Here is an 18726-nt window from a genome sequence, read left to right as displayed (position 1 = left end):
CATTATGCACGCGGTGCGTGCATCACCAAGTGCATAAGTTAGGCTGAGTTCGGACGAGAGGGGCGAGATGACTGGCCGACGGCGATGGTCGACCGAGGAGATCCTGGACACGGCGGCGGAACTGCTGCGCACGGGTGACGCCGAGTCGTTCAGCGTGCGCAAGCTCGCAGCGGTGCTCGGGACTGACTCCTCCAGCCTCTACCGGCATTTCCGCAACAAGACCGAACTGCTGCGCGCGGTTGCCGACCGGATCCTGCTGGCCGCCATGGACGGCTACCGCCCCGAGGGCGACTGGAAGCAGCGCATCACCGCCCTGGCCCTGCGCCTGCGCGAGGCCTTCGGCGAGCAACTCCAACTCGCCACGGTGTGGGGACGCTATGGGGCCGGCGGCGCCGGATCCCGATTGGTCATGGAGGAACTGCTGCAGGCCCTGCGCACGTCCGGCCTGCCCGACGAGGAGATCCCGGTGCGATACCACCGCATCGTGATCCTCCTCTCCGCGCTGATCGCCTCCGAGGCCGGCATCAGCACCATCACCCCCAAGGAGTACGAACAGGCCATGGAGCAGTTCCGCGTCGCGGTGCTCGGCGCCGACCCCGAACGCTTCCCCGCCCTGGCCCACTTCGCCCGCGACATCCGCCCCCTCGGAGCAGACCGCCGCGCCGCATTCGAAGAGACCCTCGCCGCCCAACTCGCCCACATCGAGGCCCAGATCCCCTGACGTGCTGGACCATGCGTGCCATGCGGTCGGGTCGCGCCACCGCCGTAGGCCCGGTGCTGGAGGGCGAGGAGAGCCGGGCGGTCGTTCAGACCGAACCGGCCCGGCCGCCCGCTGACCGGGCAGTGGACACCCCGGGGGCGGAGCGGGGGGGCCGGGGCACCCTGGCCGCCGCCGCGGCGGCGGCCAATTCGAGGTGGGAGTTCATGTCCAGCTCGAACCGGCCGTAGGGGGTTTACATGGGTCCAAAACAGCGGGGACAGGGCCTGCCGGTCCGCGTCGGTGAGCCGCTTGTGCCACTTCTCCGCGCTCAGGATGTCTGGAGGAGCACGGTGTTGACGTGCACCAATGCCGACTGGAGCAGGTGCAGGGCGAGCATCGAGACCTCCTGGCTCTCCTTGTCGGAGCCGGTCAGGTCGGCGTCGGCAAGGTAGTCGCAGATGAACGCCGTACGCACCGCCCGGCCCAGTTCTTCGATCGCCCGGTACGTGAGGTGCTTGGGCCTGCCACGGGTGAAGCGGCGCAGGACCTGCTCGGCCTCGGCGGTGCCCACCCGCAGGGCGGTGGTGTACTTCACGATCTGGTCGTACTGCTGGCGGATCAGGTCCCAGTCGATCGTCTTGGTCGACAGCACCGGCGCCAGCTGCGGCCATTTCTCGTCCTCCCTGGCCGTCGGCCGGTACAGCCTCGCGGACCCGACGTTCTTCAACCGGGGCAGCAGGTTGAAGCCGAGCACCGCTCCGGCTCGATCGCGGCCATCGGCTTCACCGCGTGGCGTTCACAAGTGGGTCCAGCCTGGGAGGAATCAGCCGACTTGGAAATCGCTTCCCGTAGGTCGGACGCCGGTAGCACCGTCGATGTGCTTGCGTATCGGGTCGGACAGCAGGCAAGCTGCACCTCTTTCTGCTCAAGAACTTCGCCGGGGGATCTTCTGGCGAAGATCTTGGCGCGAGTTGACGCCGAGCTTGGGGTAGGCGCGGTAGAGGTGGTATTCAACCGTGCGGGTGCTGAGGAAGAGCTGCGCAGCGATGTCGCGGTTGCTGACACCTGCTGCGGCCAGCCGGACGATCCGACGCTCCTGCGGGGTCAGCCCACCGAGCGGGTCCTCGTCCGGCGAGGCGGCGGTCATGGCCGGCGCTCCTGCCGCGCGTAGTTCACCGCGGGCACGCTCGGCCCACGGCGTGGCGGCGAGGCGAGCGAACTGTTCCGCGGCCAACTGCAGGGGGTGCCTCGACTCGGCCTTGCGTCCCGCTCGTCGCAACCACTGACCGAGCAGCAGCGCCGTCCGTGCCCGCTCGAACGGGCGGCCTGCGCCTTCGTGCAGGTGGACGGCTCTCGCCAGGAGCTCCCCCGCCTCCTCCGCGGAGGACACCAGAGCGCGGGCACGAAGCGCGACAGCCTGGGCCCAGGGCCGGCCTCCAGCCCGGGCCCAGGCAGTGAGCCGGTCCAGCGGTTCGGCGGCGAGTTCCGGCCGGCCCGCCCGGACCGCGGCCTCCACCAGGTCGGCGGCGACCGTCATGGCCTCGGGCCGTGCCCGCCAGGCCGCCTGCAGGTGTGGGAGCGCCTCCTCGTAGCGGCCCTGCCCCAGCGCCAGTAGCCCCGGCTGGCCCGAAGCGTCTCCCTGGATGGCGGCGATCTCCGCCAGCAGCTCGGCGGACGGCCCGCTCCCACCGGTGGCGCCGGCGATCTCGGCCGCCTCGTCGAGGGCGGTCCGGGCCTCGCCGTACTGGCCGGCCGCGATCCGGGCCTGCGCGAGCAGGCGCAGGATGCCGGGCAACTCGCCCAGCGTGCCGCGCTCGCGCAGCTCGTCGATCTGGTTGGTCGCCAGGGCCAGGGCGGCCTGCTCGTCTCCGGCGAGGAGGGCGTCGCGGACACTGGAGTGCCCGGCCAAGCGCGGTAATGCGCGCTCGTAGTCGTCGGAGCGCAGCAAGTTCCTCGCCGCCTCGCTGCTGCGCCGGGTCCGGTCCGCCGGAACCGGGCTGATCTGCGCCGCGTGGTCGAGCATGCAGGCCGCGAGCGCCGGATCGGCGCGCCGTGCAAGATCTTCCAGCTCGGCCGCGACCTGCTCGTCGGGAGTGAGTGTGGCGGCGGTGAGGTGTCCGAGGCGGCGGACCGGATCCGCGCTCGTTTCCGCCAGAACGCGATGAACCCCCAGCCGGTCGGTCAGCGGGACCAGGTAGTAGGCCGCGCTGCGCTCCAAGGGATGGCGGAAGGCGAGCCGTATCCCGCTCACCCTCAGCGCCCCTTCGGCTCCGGCCAGGTCGCGTTCCGACAAGCCGAGCGCCGCCGCGGCGGACATGACGGTCGCCAGGTCGCCGTCCCGCTCGGCGGCGGCCAGGGAGGACCTCGCTCCGCCCACCCAGCAGACCGGCTGGAAACCTGGGCCCATCGCCGGCTACACCGCCACCGCTCTGCCCCTGTTCGCCCACGCCCGCGCCGTCCTGGCCGCTGCCGTCACCGCCGACCGAGCGGCCGGTGCCACCCGGGACGAAATCGCCGCAGTTCTGGATGTCAGCCCGGACACCGCCGCCCGCCGCTACCGCACCTGATGGCGAGCTGGCCCCGCGGCTCTTACCCGCCACCTTGTTGAAGAACGGCTTCGCGCACCCCGCCGCCGACAATGTCGCCTGCTGCCGGGGACGGCGACTGCGCCTCCTGATCAGGCGAGTGCGGCCCGGACCCGGTTGAGGGCCTCCACCCTCCAGTAGGAGCGGTCAGGAAACTGGTCGTCCCGTCGCCAGCGCCAGGTCGAGATCAGCGCCCACATGAGGACGCGGCACCGGCGAACCAGGTCGTGGTCAGCCTCCGGATAGTGTTCCGCGACCTCTTCGGGGGCATGGGCGAGGTCGAACTCGATCGGGCCGCGGCAGCACGTCGCGAGGTCCACGAAGAGCGGCCCTCTCCTCGTGTTGAGCAGGTTGCCCGGATGCGGCTCGCCGTGCAGCAGCTGTTTCCCGCCACCGATGACGGTGCTCTGGTCGCTGAGCGTGCTGCTGAGTAACTCCCGGTCGGGATCGGATAGCTCCGGTGTCTGCTTCCTGTCGCTCACCTCACTCAGCGCGCCCGCGACCCGATCGGTGAGGTCCGGTACCTCCAGATCGATCTGGCGCAGAGCGGCGTGGTACTGCTCGAGCGCATCAGCGTAGAGGGCCGGCGCGATCTCCGATCCCACGGGTTCGTAGTAAGTCCAGAGGGAGACGGCGAAGTCGTCACGCTCATAGACGCGGGGTTCGACCCGAGGGTCCAACTCGGCCACCGGGCCACCGACCTCGGCCAGACGCCGGGCGACCTCCACTTCGAACTCCACGCCGGCCAGATGCTCCGAGAGCGAGACTCGGACGAAAACATCACAGGGGGCCAGGCGCAACGTGATGCGGTCGGAGTCGGTGATAAGGGCCGCTTCGTCGACCTGAAGGCCCAGCGCGGCAACTGTCGCCCGTCCGGCCTCAACGGCCCGGTGGAGTTTCGATGCCTCCAAGCCGTCCTCCTTGATCATGCGTACACAATGGGGACAACGACTCCACTGTAGACGCGAAGATCATTCACCTCGACCGGGTTTTGTGCAGCGAGCGTGCCACCCGCCGCCTCCGACCGGTGCGGCGCAGGCGGCGGTGGTGGTGGTCGAGCACCGCTTAGAGGGGGGACTGTAAAACTAACGGCGGATCTGATGATCAAGGAAGAGACGCTTGATGTCCAAGACCGCCGTGGAGTCGCTGTCCATGAACGAACTGCCTGTCGAGCCGGACCGCTCGATGACGGACGAGCAGCTGATCTCGATGCTCGTGACCCGGGCCCGTAGTGAGGGGCTGCAGCTGACCGGTGAGGGTGGCCTGCTGCAGCAGCTGACCAAGCGGGTGCTGGAGTCGGCCCTGGAAGGCGAGATCACCGATCACCTGGGCTATGACCGGCACGATCCGGCCGGGAAGAACAGCGGCAACAGCCGCAACGGCAGTCGCACCAAGACCGTGGTGACCGATGTCGGCCCCGTGGAGGTGCGGGTGCCGCGCGATGTGGCGGGCACCTTCGAGCCCCAGCTGGTGCGCAAGCGGCAGCGCCGGCTGTCCGGCGTGGAGGAGATGGTCCTATCCCTGTCGGCCAAGGGGCTGACCCATGGGGAGATCTCCGCCCACCTGGCCGAGGTCTACGGGGCGAGCGTGTCCAAGCAGACCATCTCCACCATCGCCGACAAGGTCATGGACGGCATGGCCGAATGGCGGAACCGGCCGCTCGATCGGGTGTACCCGGTTCCTGTTCGTGGACGCGATCAACGTCAAGATCCGGGACGGTCACGTCGCCAACCGGCCCATCTACCTGGTCATGGCCGTCACCGTCGAGGGGCACCGCGACATCCTGGGTATCTGGGCCGGCGACGGCGGTGAGGGCGCCAAGCACTGGCTGGCGGTGCTGACCGAGCTGAAGAACCGCGGCGTCGACGACGTGCTCATGCTGGTCTGCGACGGACTCGAGGGACTGCCGCAGGCGGTGGAGACGGTCTGGCCCCGCACCATCGTCCAGACCTGTGTGATCCACCTGCTGCGCAACTCGTTCCGTTACGCATCCCGGCAGGACTGGGACAAGATCGCACGTGCGCTCAAGCCCGTCTACACCGCCGCGACCGAGGACGCGGCGCTGGAGCGGTTCTATGAGTTCTGCGAGACCTGGGGGAAGAAGTACCCGGCGATTGTGCGCCTGTGGGAGACCAGCTGGGCCGAGTTCGTGCCCTTCCTGGCCTTCGACGTCGAGATCCGCAAGGTGATCTGCTCCACCAACGCCATCGAGAGCGTCAACGCCCGCATCCGCAAGGCCGTCCGGGCCCGCGGCCGCTTCCCGAACGAGACCGCCGCCCTGAAGTGTGTGTTCATGGCCCTGATGAGCCTCGATCCCACCGGGCGGGGCCGCAAGAGATGGACCATGCGCTGGAAGGCACCGTTGAACGCCTTCCAGATCGCCTTCGAAGGCCGCCTTACCCCTGCCAACCTCTGAACAATTCAACAACCAAGATCAGCCGTTAAGTTGACACTCCCGCCCGACGCTGCTGGCGGGTTCCCCGGCCAGGAGGGCCTTTGAGGCTGCGCACAGAATTGAGCGGTAGAGGGGCCTTTGTCCGGCCAATGCGCCACCATGCGGCTGGACAAAGGGCCCCCAGGCGGCGGGCCGCGCGCTCGGCGAGGCTGCGGCGGTGATGGTTACAGCAGGCCGCCGCCGCGGTGGACGACGTGGAGTTTGCCGTCGTATGCCGCGACGGCAGGGCGTTCGACGGAGGTGGCAGCGGGGCTGAAGGCGGTATCGGTGCTCCAGCTGGTGCCGTCGAAGCTGGACCAGTACAGCTTGGTGTTGCGATTGGTGTAGCTGCCGCGGTGGACGACATACAGCTTGGCGCCGGTGCCGTCGTTGAAGACCGTCAGGGACGGTGAGACGGCACTGTTGTGGGTGCCCAAGGGGGCGGGGCTGCTCCAGCTGCCGCCGCCCATGATGTTCCGGCGCGCCCAGTAGAGTCTTTCGTCGGAGTCTGGGCCGCGGAAGACGCAGTACAGCTTGTTCTGGAACACGGCGAGTGCCGGACCGTCCGCGCTTCTCTGGTCCCAGGCGTTGCCGTGGTACCAGCCGTTACCGTTGTAGTACACCGTATGCAGATGGCCGTTGCCCTGGCCACGGTAGACGCAGTACAGGGTGTTCCCGAGAACCGCCAGCGCCGGCGCGGAGGGGCTGGCGTGGCCGCCGATTGGCGTGTCGGCGCTCCAGCCGGTGCCGTCGAAGGTTGACCAGTACAGCCGCTCGTTGTCGTTACTGCCACGGTGGACGCAGTACAGCTTGTTGTCGTAGGCGGCCAGTGCGGGTGCGGCGTTGCTGAGGGGGCCGGGGAAGAGGGTGTCGGGGCCCCAGTTGGTGCCGTCGTAGTGGCACCACCACATTTGCTGGAAGTCGCCGCTGGTGTGCGCGCAGTACAGCTTGTCGTCGAAGACAGCCAGCGCGGCGCCCGTGCGAGCGGTAGCGGTGGGCAGCAGCGCGCCCTGGCTCCAGGTGCCGGCGTTGGAGGAAGTGGTCAGGCGCAGCCGTTCCTCGTCAGGCAGGGTGAGGCGGAGGTGGAGATCGAAACGGCCGATGCCGTTGAAGCCCCAGTGGTCGGTGGCGCCCGGGCGGTTGGCCAGCGCGGCGAGCGCGGGCCGGCTGAAGACGATGGTGCGACTCTGCACCAGGTCGTCGTCGTTGCGGAACCACTCGATCAGCGCTTGGACGAGCGCGGTGATGACAGTGAGGTAATCCCCGATGTCCGATCCGCCGCCCTCCCAGTACCAGGCGGGATTGTCCTTGAACTGGTAGGCGATCTGCTGCAGCTTGTCGCCGATCTTCTTCAGGTCTTCGACGAGCTTGTTGTGCCAGGAGGAGGGGCTGTCGTCGGCTTCCCAGCACTGGATGTGGATGGGCAGGCTGTTGCCGACCCGGCCGTTGAACAGGGTGGTGCCCGCGTCGAACACGCGCACCGAACCGGTCTGGATGTCGCCGTACTCCCGTGTCTTGTTCCACTTGTTCCTGGCGGTCTCGTTGGCTGAGGCGTAGGCCCAGTAGATCTCGTCTTGAGGGCCGAACACTGTGTCCCCGGTACTGCGCCGGCATTCGAACCGTTGCAGGTCCAGTCTCAGGTCTATCGGCGGGGGTGAGACCGGAGTCGCGGTGTCGGAGCGGGAGCTGCCGACGACGGTGACGCCGTAGCCGTAGTCGGCCATGGCCTGGAGGAAGTCCTCGCTGTCGAGGGGCTCGTCGTCGGCGAGGGCGTCGATGTTCACGAAGTTCACGTTGGGCAGGGCGCGGAGTTCCTCGCCCAGGGCGGCGATGTCCTTGGCCAGGTCGTCTTGTGTGTAGCCCTCGGTGAGGGGGCGATCGGCCACGGTGGCGGAGAGTATCTGGCGGGTGCCGGCCGTGTTCTCCTCGGCGAAGGTGCGGCCGAACGCGCGGACCTCCTCGTCGTCGTCCGCCAGTGTCCGGAGCATGTCGACGAGTTCTTGTTCGAGCTCGGTCAGCTCCAGCCCGGCCTCCAGGCGCGCGGCGCCACGCAGCATCACCCCGACCAGCAAGAAGACGGCCGGGGGCGGCGTTGCCCGGTAGGCGCGGCGTTCGGTGGCCGGGCGGCCCTGCAGGGTGGCCCGTACGCGGTCCAGTCGCTCCGCGCGCGTTGGATATGGCATGCGCTACCTCCCTCACGGCCGGTCCCGGACAGACCGGACCGACATTGACGTTACGTACCGCAAGGGGTTGATTACACCCCTCGAGTAGGCGTAGCCGAGAGTTGTCCACAACCGGCCAACGGGGTGCGGTCACCCCCGCGGTTCGATGTCCCAACGGTGGGCCTGCCCTTCTACCTCTCACGGCACGCTGCGCAGACGGCAAACCCTCCTCTCCCGCCTGGGAGTGCGGCGACAGGCGTACCACCGATCTCTGCACTCAGCCTCCTCGATGACCGGAGAGCGCGGCCGTGCGCGGCAGCGTGCCGGCCGTCGCTCAGCCGGATCTGCCGGTCCTGGTGGTGCAGCACCACGGCGCCGTCCGGCTGCCGGGCGACGGCGATGCCAGCCTCGGGCAGCAACACGCCGCGCGCCCCGTCGCCGAGGTCGCCGCTGAGGTCGGCCGGCTCGGGCAGCACCAGCCCGGCGGCGGCCTGCGCGGCGGCCAGCCTGTCACGCAGGTCCCGGACCTGTTCGGCGTCGCGCTCGCGTTCGGCCTGGGCGGCGCGGGCTTGTTGTTCGGCGGTCACGGCGCGCTCGCGCTGGGTGTCGCGTTCGGTGCGGGTCTGGCGCAGTTCGTCCTCGGCGCGCTCTTGCAGCCGGGCGGCGGTGGCGGCCTCGCCTTGCGCGGCGGCCAGGGCCAGGCGCGCGTCGGCCGCCTCCTGCCGGGCGGTCTCGGCGCGGCTCTCGGCGGTTTCGGCACGGGCCTGGGCGTGGCGGCTGTCGTGCTCTGCGCGTTCGCGGGCGAGGTCGGCGTCGGCAGCCGCGGCCCGCAAGGTCGCGGCCTGGCGGGCATACTGGTCTGCTGCGGCGCGTAGCCGGTTGAGCTCGCGGCGGGCCTCCTCCAGCGCGGCGGCCACCTGCTGCTGCTCGGCCTGGGCCTGCTCCCGCTCGCGCAGGGCGTCGTCGCGGGCCTGCTCGGCCGCGCCGCGGGCGCGTTCATGCTCGGCCACCTGGGCCCAGGCGTCGCGGGCGTCTCCTTGGCGGCCTCGACCCGGCGGTCGGCATCCTGCCGGACTCGGCGCTGCTTCCGCTCGGCGGCCTCCTGCTCGTCCCGGGCTGCCTGGACGCCGCGCTCGGCCAGCTCGGCGCGGATGTCGGCCTCGCTCTTGTGGCGGCGGGCGGCGGGCGGCGGCTGCGTCGGCGTGTACTGAGGACATCAGCGGCTCGCGAGGCGAAGGTGGGAGCCGGTCCGGAGCTGATCTGCGCGGTACGCCGCCCCGGGAGGTCATGCTTCAAGCGCACCCGAAGGTCGACCACGACAACATCGCAAGGTTCATCCATCACGACATCGGCCGAAGCGTCCGCTGCTCTCATGCCCGGTCACCCGCTGAACAGCGGCGCGACGCCCGTCCTAGCCGTCCGAGGCCTGGGCTCCCCGTGACTACGGTGGGCCGCCACCTGGTGATTGCGGGACGTACCGTCGGCGGCTGTATGAGCTCGACGCAGCCCTGGCGGGGACCGAACGCCAGCGGTCCCGACGCCGCTGACCACTTTCAGGTCACGACACGGACACCGGTGCGGCCTCCTTCAGCCCTTGGGCCAGCGCGAGGCACAGCTCGTCGAGGAATCCCGTCACGTCGGCGCGTTGCGCTGGAAGGTGTGCTACTTCCTGCGATGGGCCCACCTCCGTGGCCTGACCGCCAGGCTGGAGGTCCCCACGCCGGTCAGCGCCGCGTCCCACACATACGTGGACGTGGAGCAGCGATGGACGCTCCTGCAGCATTGCATGAGCGATGAGGACCTTCCGCTGGATGTGCGCGCCGCCGGCGCGCTCATGCTGCTCTACGGGCTGCCGGTCAGCCGAATCGTCGAACTGCCCACCAGCAGTCTCATCGACGGTCCACCACCAGCCCTGCGTTGTGGCGAGCACACCGTCGCACTGCCGCCAACAGTCCATGAGCTGCTGACACGTCAGTATGCCAGCGCGCGCCCGTGGTCGGCCATCCAGCAAGAGGCCCCATCAGTATGGCTCTTTCCGGGTTACGCGGTCGGAACCCCTCGCTCCACGCAGACCTTGTCGCGCAAACTCCATGCCGCCGGGCTGCCAGCCCAACCAGTCCGCAATACCGCGCTGCTCAGCCTCGCCGCTGACCTGCCCGCCTCCGTGCTCAGCACGCTGCTGGGCATCAGCATCACCTCAGCGCTGCAATGGACGCGGCGCGCCGCACGCGATTGGAACGCCTATCTGGTCACACGCACGAACGAGAAAGATCGCTGAGAAGGTCGCCGAACGGCGATTCACCGGCGGGCGGTGGCACGCGGCCAGGAGGGTGAGGCCCGAGGCGGCGACGGTGAGGCGACCGTAGCGGTCGACCAACCATCCGCTCATGGGTGAGGGCAGTTACATGGCCGCGACGTGAATGGCGATGACGAGGCCGGAGGCGGCGGTGCCGTGGCCATGGTCGTGCATGTGCACGGGCGTCATCGCCCTGATCGCGACCATGACGAGCTGGGTGAGGATCACGACCAGGGCGCCCAGCAGTATCCCGGGCGACCGCCGTTCGGCCTCGTCGAGCTGCCCCTCGGGCATGCCAGAAGCGCCGGGTGTGGTGGTGGTCGTCGTGGACCCGGGGGCCTTGATTATCAGGGTCAACGTTGTTTGGGGCGAGTGGCGAAGCCCGGCGAGCAGGCCGGGCCGGTCTGTTCAGGCGAGGACAGGTTCACCGCTCAGCGCGACACCGGCCTGACGCATTTCGTCGAGTGCGGTGCGGGTGGTGTCGGCGGCGACTCCGGCGGTGTAGTCGAGCAGGACCCGCACCGAGAAGCCCGCGCGTGCTCCGTCCAGAGCGGTGGCCTTCACGCAGTGATCGGTCGCGATGCCGACGACATCGAGGTCGGTGATGTCACGGGCCTTCAGCCAGTCCGACAGTTTCGTGCCGTCCTGGGTCGAGCCCTCGAAACCGCTCTTGGAGGCCGAGTGCGCGCCCTTGAAGAAGACCTCGTCGACGTACCCGGAGTCGACAGCGGGCGCGAAATCCGGATGGAACTCGCCTCCCTCGGTGCCGGCGACGCAGTGCACAGGGAACGAGTCGTGGAAGTCGGGGTTGTCGGAGAAGTGGGCGCCAGGGTCGATGTGGTGGTCGCGGGTGGCGACGACGAAGGTGTACTGCCCGTCGGCGCGCCGGATCAGCTCGGCGATGGCGGCGGCTCGGTCCGCGCCGCCCTTCACCGGAACGCTGCCGCCCTCGCAGAAGTCCTTCTGCACATCCACGATGATCAGTGCACGACTCACAGAAATCCCCTTTCTCTGGGCGAACCTCTCCGGTGATCGCCCTTCCGCCGAGAGGCGGGCACGCCCCTCGCTGGACGTTTGGCCGGCTCGGTAGGGCGTGCAGGGCGGTTCGCCCCTCCGAATGCAGGCCACCATTCCAACCGATTGTAACTTTAAGTGGAGGTGTATTCACCGTATGTACTCGCATTGTTGGCCCAGAAAGGGCTGGAACCGCACGCCTGCGTCAACCGGCGCCGGCGCCCGCTCGGGGATGGAAGTGGGCCCGGAGACGTCCAGGGAAGCCGATCTACCCATAGCTCAGTATGCGTAGGGTAATAGAGTCGCAACGCTGAGTTGCCGATCTGTGGAGGAGAGTCATGCGGGTGGCGGTGCTGGATGTGGACGGCACGTTGGTGCCGGACACCTTGGCCGGGCCGCTGCCCGCCATGCTGGCCGAGCGCGGATGGTGTCCGTCTGACCGGCTGGCCAGGCTGCGCCAGGCCATGGCCGGAAGCGACCCGGAATCGACCGCAGCCGCAATGCGCGCCAACGAACTGTTCGCCGCTTCGCTGACCGACGTGCCCTGCCGGGTGGTGGCTCAGGTGGTCGCTGAGCTGTGGCAGGTCAGACGCGGCCGCGTGTTCCCCTTCGTCCTGCCGATGGTGACCGCGCTGCGCCGGGCGGGCTTCACCGTGATGCTCATCTCCGGCGGCCCGCACGACATGGTCGCGCATCTGGCCGCCGAGCTGGGGATCGAGCTGTTTTGCGGCACCCGGTTCGCCGAGGAAGACGGCCTGTACAGCGGCGAGGTCGCCGGCACGGCCCTGCCGGCCAAGCACGACGTGGTGGCCGACCTGGCCGGCGAGCGGAAGGTGAGCTGGTCATCATCGATGGCGCTGGGCAACTCCCTCGGCGACGCCGACGTGCTGCGCCGGGCCGGGCACCCCATCGCCTTCGAAGCCTCCCCGGCCCTGCGCCTGCTGGCCGCCGAGCACGGCTGGCCGCTCGCTGACCGCCACAGCCTGCCTGCGGTTCTGCGCAACAGGCTCGGCCTGGACCAGCCGCCTGAACCCGGCCCCGAACCGCAGCCCTGCCCGACGCCTGGGCCGGTGCCGTCCTTGATGCCTGGAGCGGTGCCGGTCGGACGACCAGGCCGGCCGCCAGGTGCCGCTCCGCGCCCAGGCCCTGGCCCTGCGCCCGTCCCTGTACCCGTCCCTGTGTCAGCTGCTATGTCTGTCGCTGGGCCTGCCGGCGGGCCACGAGTGAGCGGGGAGACGGTGAGGCGAGCGGCACAGCGGCTGAGCGAACGCATCCTGGCCGAGGTCTCCGACCGCGGCGCCATCAAAGGCGCCACCGGCAGCCGGGCGATCGAGTCCGCGTTGCTGCTGACCCTGCTGCGCCGCGAAGGGCGGCTGCCGCACCGGCAAGCCCGCCTGCACGCCTACCTGGCCCGATGCGCGCCGGCGGCCGAGCCGTTCGAGGCCGCCGTCATCAACGCCACCCTGCACGGCATCACCATCGGCGAACGCGAGCGTGAACGGCTCATCGACGCCACCTTCCACCGCGCCGACCAGCATTCCTCGGCCCGCAAGAAGCTCGCCCTGGCCGCGATCCTCGCCGCGGTCGGGCCGGAGCCGTTCCAGGTCCACGCCCCCTCCGAGGCGTTCGAACACCGCGGCCAGACCACCTGGACCCGGCTGCGACTGATGGCCATCCACCTGCTCAACACCGCCGACCCGGTGGCGCCCGAACTCACCGCCCGCCTGCTGGCCACCACCGAGCACGGCCAGCGCCGCGGCGTGATCGAGCACATGACCTTCTCCCACCTGTTCGCCCTGCTGGCGCTGCACCGCGTGCTGCCCGGCCACCCGGTGATCAGCGACGGCATCGGCCACCTGGTCGCCGCCCTCAACCCCGACGACGGGCTGCCGTTCATCACCAGCGAAGAGATCTTCACCACCGCCACCGCCGGACTGGCCCTGACCCGAGCCGGCGCCTGCCCGCCCACCATCACCGCGATGGCCGACTATCTGGCCGACCAGCAGGCCGGCGACGGCGGCTGGCCGTATGCCGAAGGCGTGCGGCAGACCGACACCGACAGCACCGCCCACGTCCTGGCCTTCCTGCACGCCGTCGACGCCGACCGCTACCGCCGGCCGATCGAAGCCGGCCGCGCCAACCTGTGCCGCTTCATCGGCCCCGGCGGCGGCGTGGCCACCTACCACCCCAGCCACCCGCCGGAAGCGGCGATGACCGCCAACACCGCCCTGGTGCTCACCCCCTACCGGCACGCCCACGCCGCCCCGCTGCACCGCGCGATCAGCTTCCTGCTCGACGCCCAGCAGCCCGACGGCACCTTCGAACGCAGCTGGAGCCTCAGCGAGGCCAACGCCATGTTCCGCGCCATTCACGCACTCCGCGCCGCCTACCACCACCACCCCCTGGCTCACCACGGCCGCCTGCAACCCGCCATCACCGCCGCCGAAAGCCGCCTGCTGGCCACCGCCCACACCGACGGCGGCTGGGGACAAACCCCCGCCGAGCCCAGCGACCCGATCAGCACCGCCTACACCCTCACCGCCCTGGCGCCCGCCCACCAGCACACCGCCACCATCGAGCGCGGCCTGGCCTACCTGCTGCGGCACCAGGACGCCGACGGCGGCTACACCACCTCCGTTTCCGACCAGGCCGCACCCCGCCCGCTGCGCTACAGCGTGCCCGTACTGACCAACAACTTCGTGTTGCTGGCCCTGACCTACCTGCATCCCGGCCTGCACCTGAGCAGCCCGCACTGCGGCGGGCGCGGCCCCGCGCGCCAGAATCGTGCTCGGCGATGATCCCCCCGGGCCCGGGCCCGGTGATAATCGCGGATCCGGCACAACGGGCCGCCGCCTGGCATCGGCCCTGGCCAGGGGACGGCCGGATGTCGACGCCGGTCGGCGATATCCGCCCGATTTCGGCAATTACTATCGAGCCCCCGAGACGCTAGACAAGCAAGCCGCAGCGGCGAGCCGGCGACCGCGACCGGTGCCGAGTGTCCAGTTGACGTCAGCGGTTGATGTCAGCGGCGGGTCACGGGCGGGTCACGGAGGTCTTCTCCCGGACGTGGCCGCAGCCGCCGTCCCGTAACGCTAGGTAGCCATGCTGTGAGGACGGTCTGACATCTAAGTCGTCGGCAAGGGGCGTGACCTGCGCATGTCGAACCGCCAGTTGCGTGTTCTCGCATGAGAGGCTCGAGGCGATTCGTCCGGCGAGCCAGGGGGGCTCCATGACCACCGAGACCACTATCGAGGCGCGGGTAAAGCAGATCGTCGCCGAACAGCTCGACCTCACAGGGGAGGTGAATCGCGTGGCCTTGCTCATTGATGACCTCGGAGCCGACGACATGGCCATGGCTGAGATCATCGCGGCCCTGGAGCAGGAGTACAACCTGGAGATCCCCGAGGGGGACGCCCAAAATATCCGCACTCTCAACGATGCGATCACATACATCCAAAGGCGAGCACCGCGCTAGTACTACAGCGAGCTTTCGAAATGTTTCAGCCGATGTCTCCTGTAGTGGCTGGCCCTGGCGCGGGTCTGATGGAGGCGTCGGTAGTGGGACCAGGCCAGAACCTGGGCGAGCGGGCGGATGAGAGTGCTGGTCAGGTGTGCCAGCAGACGGCGGATCTCGACTGGTGTGAGGCGGACCAGCTCGCTTGGGTTTTTGGGAAATGCGCGGCGGTGACGGCCAGGAAGGCGTGGGCGAGCATCGCCAGCGTGATGTGACGGTGCCAGGCGTCGAAGCGGCGAACCTGGTAATGGTCCAGGCCGGTCTCGTTCTTGGCGCTCTGGAAGCATTCCTCGATAACCACCTGCTGCCGGCGACGGCGATGAGGTCCTCCAGGCTGGTGCCGGCCGGGGCGTAGCACAGGTAGTAGGCCAGTTCCCGTTCGCCCTTGGCGTTGGGGGGCAGGCTGCGCCGGGCCAGCAGCCGACGCTGATAGCCGGGCTCGACCTCGAAACGCACCGATCCCAGTGCCCAGTCATACAGTCGTTCGCCCTTGGCGCCGCGGCCGAAGGAGCGGCGCTTCCACGCCTCGGCGGGGGCCTGGGCGGTGGCGGTGTCGGCACGATCCCCGCCCCAGTCGGTGCCGACCCATTGGCTCTTGGGCACCGCCACCACGTAGCTGAGGCGGTGTTCTTCCAGGAAACGCCGAAACTTGAAGTCCAGGCCGTAAGCCTCATCTGCGGTGACCCACGACACCGGCACGCCGGCCTGAAGCACGCGGGTCAGCATCGTGCGTGCCAGTGCCGGCTTGGTGGCGAAGGGCACGTCGGCCGGGATACCGGCCCGGGCGCAGCGGTCACGATCGTCGGTCCAGGACCTGGGCAGATACAGCTCAGCGTCGATCAGCGCCCGCCCGAGCGGGGAAGCGTAGGCCAGGAAAACGCCCACCTGGCAGTTCTCCACCCGGCCAGCGGTTCCGGAGTACTGGCGCTGTACCCCAGCCGACTTGTCGCCCTTCTTCAGGAAGCCCGTCTCGTCCACGATCAGCACACCGTCATGGTGGCCGAGATGGTTCATCACGTACTCACGCAGGTCGACGCGTACTTGGCGCGGGTCCCAGCGGGCGCTGTTGAGCAGGCGTTGCATGCGATCCGGCGCTGCGTCTCCGGCCGCTTCGGCCAGCTGCCAGCTGTTCTTCCGGTCTATGGGGGCCAGTAATCCCAGCAGGTAGGCCCGCGCCTGCCGACGCGGTTCCACTCGCCCGAACCGGCCCGCAACCCGGCCGAACAGCACATCCAGCCCTGTGACCCACTCCTGCAGTTCAGCAGTGGTTAAGTCATCTGGCATGCCTCCACGTTACAGATCACAAAACCTCGCTGCAGTACTAGGAGTCGCTCACCCTTTGACGAAGACTGTGCAAGCCAGTCTGACGGATTTCGAGTAATCGCTGCTCGGGTGTGATCTTCCTAAGCTCGTGATCTCGGCGTCCGAGGAGGCTGAGTGCAGAAATTGGCGGTAGCGACCTGGGGCTTCTTCGCCTGTTAGTGATCCGTGATGGCCAGGAATTCCTGCAGCTCCGGCCAGTCGCCGCTGGGGGTGATCAGTGGGTGCGGCGGCGGGGCGCCAGAACCTCGGTGGCCTTGGCGATGGCTTCGGGGCCGGGTTTGACGTAGCGCATGGGCTCTGTTCCGTTGCCAGCAAGTAGCCGGAGCGGCAGGTCGGTGGGCAGATGGCGTCAAGGGGCACCCTCAGCGGACGACGTACCGGCTCGCGTTGGCGATCTACCTGCGCAGAGACTTCTCCAGGCGTCCCAGTGTTCGGCTGGGGCAGTTGGGGCTCGATCAGTTCCTATTGCGCGTTGGTCAGGTCCGAGGGGTAGCGATCAAGGAGTGTCAGGCTACCTTGGCGGTCTGTATGTCGATCGGCACGCCGCAACACTCTGATATTCGAGGCCTGTACCTACCTGGCTCCCATAGAAATTCTTCGTCCGAGTAGATGTTGAAGAAGAATTCCCCTTCCTGACCACCAAACTATCTCCCTACTACGACCGCTAGCACGGCCGGGAGGTGAGACGTCATGAAGGTACCGACCGCTACAGCGGAGAGTTCGCTGTACCAGACCAGCAGGCGATACCACACAGCCGCGCGAGGCGCTGGTATCGAGGGCGGCGTCCTGCTTGCGGGCTGCGTGAGCCAATGCATGACAGAATGCGCACCTGAGGAAACTTCCTATGAATGTAAGCAGCGGTGTCAGCATGTCTGCAGCTCACCGCCGCCTCCGCCGTGCGATTCATTCTGGGTTGACGGAAAGGAATACTGCTGCCTTCATGGCACCGAGCCGTGTATCGGTGCGGCGCGTGCCGACGGTAGTCGTGACGTGGCCTGCCTCCAGCATGGGATGGAGTGCTGCAATGGTATTGAACCGCACCGACTTTCTTGGAGGCCCTGAAGCCAGCATGATCGTGCTGGCGGAAGGGAGAATCACACGCGATGCCAGCCCCCAGGAAGTACCCGCAGGAAGTACGTGAGCGCGCGGTGCGGATGGTGTTCGAGGTCCGCGAGCAGACCGGCAACGCGCCAGGCGCCATCGCCCGGGTCGCCCAGCAGCTCGGCGTCCACCGCGAAGCGTTGCGCAGCTGGGTCCGGCAGGCCGAGGTCGACGGAGGACAGCGGCCGGGCACCTCGACAGCCGATGCGCAGAGGATCGCCGAGCTCGAACGGGAGATCCGTGAACTGCGCCGGGCCAATGAGATCCTGAAGTCGGCGGCCGCTTTTTTCGCCCGGGAACTCGACCCCCGACCGCCCAGATAGTCGCCTTCATCGACGCCCACCGCGACGAATTCGGTGTCGAACCGATCTGCCAGGTGCTCGATCTCGCGCCGGCGACGTACTACGCGGCCCGCAACCGGCCGCCCTCGGCCCGGCAGCGACGCGACGAGCAGCTGTCGGCCGAGATCATCCGGCTGTGGAACGACAACTTCGAGGTGTACGGGGTGCGCAAGATGTGGAAGGCGCTCAACCGCCAGGGCGTGGCCGTGGCCCGCTGCACGGTCGCCCGGTTGATGCGCAGGTTAGGGCTGTCCGGCGCGGTCCGGGGCGATCACAAGCGCCGCACCACCATCGCTGAGCCGCTGTGTCCGCGGCCGGCCGACCTGGTCGAGCGGGACTTCGCCGCGCCGGCGCCGAACCGGCTGTGGGTGGCCGACCTGACCTACATCCACACCTGGGCCGGGTTCGTCTACGCCGCGTTCGTCATCGACGTCTACTCGCGGATGATCGTCGGCTGGCGGCTGACCGACCACCTGCGTACCGACCTGCCACTGGACGCGCTGGAGATGGCCCTGTGGCGCCGCGGCGGCCAGACCGACACGCTGAACGGGCTGGTGCACCACTCCGACCGCGGCTGCCAATATCTATCCATCCGCTACACCGACCGGCTCGCCGACGCCGGCGCGGTCAGCTCGGTCGGCTCGCGCGGGGACAGCTACGACAACGCCCTGGCCGAGAGCACCATCGGACTGTACAAGACCGAACTGATCCACCGCCGCGGCCCGTGGAAGGGCCTGGACGACGTCGAACTCGCCACCATGGAATGGGTCGACTGGTACAACAACCGCCGACTCCACAGCGCCTGCCAGGACCTTCCACCCGCCGAATACGAAGCCCTCTACCGCGCAGAGATCAACTCAGCTACTCTCACCCCAGCCACATAACCCGGTCTCCAACAAACCCGGCGCGGTTCATATCGCGTTCTGGCCCGAAAACACGATCTGCCTCAATGGTGAAGTCAAGCACTGTGGCCCAGGGACATCCTGCATGCCATTCGGATGCTGCAAGCCTGACGAGGCATGCACCGATGAAGGATGCATTCCGCAAAGCGAGATCTGTCCAGCGTCCGCTCGGCGTTGCAAGCCCGACGAGGTATGCACCTCTCAGGGCTGCATACCGAAAAGCGAGTTCTGCCCAGCCGCTGGCGGGCCCTGCCCATCAGGCCAGGTGTGCACGCAGACTGGCTGCTGCGAAAAAGACCATGCCACCCCGTTGCGCACGCGCTGCTGCGGGAGCCAGATTGCCTGTCCCAACAG

General features: G+C 68.6%; 14 protein-coding genes, 2 pseudogenes and 1 other annotated feature. Of the genes and pseudogenes, 8 read left to right on the top strand and 8 right to left on the bottom strand.

What is annotated here, in order from left to right; translation table 11 throughout:
* Nucleotides 1-67 precede the first annotated feature (67 nt).
* Both ACNF49_RS29710 and ACNF49_RS29705 read left to right on the top strand, forming a co-directional pair.
* Complete coding sequence (locus ACNF49_RS29710; RefSeq protein WP_482939545.1) at nucleotides 68-721, top strand: TetR/AcrR family transcriptional regulator; 654 nt, start codon at nucleotides 68-70, stop codon at nucleotides 719-721.
* Between the two features lie 20 nt (nucleotides 722-741).
* A complete protein-coding gene (locus ACNF49_RS29705; RefSeq protein WP_482939544.1) occupies nucleotides 742-948 on the top strand; it encodes a hypothetical protein in 207 nt (68 codons plus the stop codon).
* 80 nt (nucleotides 949-1028) lie between these two features.
* On the opposite strand, the gene ACNF49_RS29700 is transcribed toward ACNF49_RS29705, so the two are convergent.
* Together ACNF49_RS29700 and ACNF49_RS29695 are read right to left on the bottom strand one after the other, a co-directional pair.
* Nucleotides 1029-1454: a Tn3 family transposase gene (locus ACNF49_RS29700; protein WP_482939543.1), complete on the bottom strand. Its 426-nt coding sequence runs from the start codon at nucleotides 1452-1454 to the stop codon at nucleotides 1029-1031.
* A gap of 171 nt (nucleotides 1455-1625) precedes the next feature.
* Nucleotides 1626-3017: a LuxR C-terminal-related transcriptional regulator gene (locus ACNF49_RS29695; protein WP_482939542.1), complete on the bottom strand. Its 1392-nt coding sequence runs from the start codon at nucleotides 3015-3017 to the stop codon at nucleotides 1626-1628.
* On the opposite strand from ACNF49_RS29695, the gene ACNF49_RS29690 reads away from it, so the two are divergent.
* Entirely contained in the window at nucleotides 3016-3267 is a 252-nt protein-coding gene (locus ACNF49_RS29690) for a hypothetical protein (protein WP_482939541.1), read from the top strand. The two genes, ACNF49_RS29695 and ACNF49_RS29690, sit on opposite strands and share 2 nt — an antisense overlap.
* A gap of 110 nt (nucleotides 3268-3377) precedes the next feature.
* On the opposite strand, the gene ACNF49_RS29685 is transcribed toward ACNF49_RS29690, so the two are convergent.
* Nucleotides 3378-4214 (bottom strand): phosphotransferase, encoded by an 837-nt coding sequence (locus ACNF49_RS29685; RefSeq protein WP_482939540.1) that lies wholly within the window; start codon nucleotides 4212-4214, stop codon nucleotides 3378-3380.
* A 223-nt stretch (nucleotides 4215-4437) separates the two neighbouring features.
* Between ACNF49_RS29685 and ACNF49_RS29680 the strand changes: the two are divergent.
* A pseudogene (locus ACNF49_RS29680) lies at nucleotides 4438-5701 on the top strand (IS256 family transposase).
* Between the two features lie 203 nt (nucleotides 5702-5904).
* Here the strand turns inward: ACNF49_RS29680 and ACNF49_RS29675 are convergent.
* Both ACNF49_RS29675 and ACNF49_RS29670 read right to left on the bottom strand, forming a co-directional pair.
* Complete coding sequence (locus ACNF49_RS29675; protein WP_482939539.1) at nucleotides 5905-7902, bottom strand: PLL family lectin; 1998 nt, start codon at nucleotides 7900-7902, stop codon at nucleotides 5905-5907.
* A gap of 170 nt (nucleotides 7903-8072) precedes the next feature.
* Entirely contained in the window at nucleotides 8073-8891 is an 819-nt protein-coding gene (locus tag ACNF49_RS29670; protein ID WP_482939538.1) for a hypothetical protein, read from the bottom strand.
* Between the two features lie 584 nt (nucleotides 8892-9475).
* Here ACNF49_RS29670 and ACNF49_RS29665 point away from each other — a divergent pair.
* A complete protein-coding gene (locus ACNF49_RS29665; protein ID WP_482939537.1) occupies nucleotides 9476-10159 on the top strand; it encodes a site-specific integrase in 684 nt (227 codons plus the stop codon).
* A gap of 123 nt (nucleotides 10160-10282) precedes the next feature.
* Here ACNF49_RS29665 and ACNF49_RS29660 read toward each other — a convergent pair whose 3' ends face one another.
* Nucleotides 10283-10471: a hypothetical protein gene (locus ACNF49_RS29660; RefSeq protein ID WP_482939536.1), complete on the bottom strand. Its 189-nt coding sequence runs from the start codon at nucleotides 10469-10471 to the stop codon at nucleotides 10283-10285.
* A 114-nt stretch (nucleotides 10472-10585) separates the two neighbouring features.
* Nucleotides 10586-11173 (bottom strand): isochorismatase family protein, encoded by a 588-nt coding sequence (locus ACNF49_RS29655; protein ID WP_482939535.1) that lies wholly within the window; start codon nucleotides 11171-11173, stop codon nucleotides 10586-10588.
* A gap of 362 nt (nucleotides 11174-11535) precedes the next feature.
* Here ACNF49_RS29655 and ACNF49_RS29650 point away from each other — a divergent pair, with 362 nt between their 5' ends.
* Nucleotides 11536-13989 carry a haloacid dehalogenase-like hydrolase gene (locus ACNF49_RS29650; RefSeq protein ID WP_498703191.1) on the top strand — a complete coding sequence of 818 codons (2454 nt, stop codon included), beginning with the start codon at nucleotides 11536-11538 and terminating at the stop codon, nucleotides 13987-13989.
* Between the two features lie 431 nt (nucleotides 13990-14420).
* Nucleotides 14421-14666, top strand: coding sequence for an acyl carrier protein (locus ACNF49_RS29645; RefSeq protein WP_482939533.1), 246 nt, complete (start codon nucleotides 14421-14423; stop codon nucleotides 14664-14666).
* A 130-nt stretch (nucleotides 14667-14796) separates the two neighbouring features.
* Here ACNF49_RS29645 and ACNF49_RS29640 read toward each other — a convergent pair.
* Nucleotides 14797-15989 (bottom strand): annotated as a pseudogene (locus tag ACNF49_RS29640) (IS701 family transposase).
* A 1142-nt stretch (nucleotides 15990-17131) separates the two neighbouring features.
* Here ACNF49_RS29640 and ACNF49_RS29635 point away from each other — a divergent pair.
* Nucleotides 17132-18354 (top strand): IS3 family transposase gene (locus tag ACNF49_RS29635; protein ID WP_482939532.1). Its coding sequence is split into 2 segments (ribosomal slippage): nucleotides 17132-17411 and nucleotides 17411-18354, totalling 1224 coding nucleotides; the frame shifts between segments, so codons are not numbered across the junction.
* Nucleotides 17410-17523 (top strand) — a sequence feature (AL1L pseudoknot). It overlaps the preceding gene by 114 nt.
* Nucleotides 18355-18726: the final 372 nt, after the last annotated feature.

It is taken from the genome of Actinomadura sp. ATCC 39365, assembly GCF_054392275.1.
Note: the sequence above shows the minus strand (reverse complement) of the source record. Positions and strands in the feature narration are given on the sequence as shown.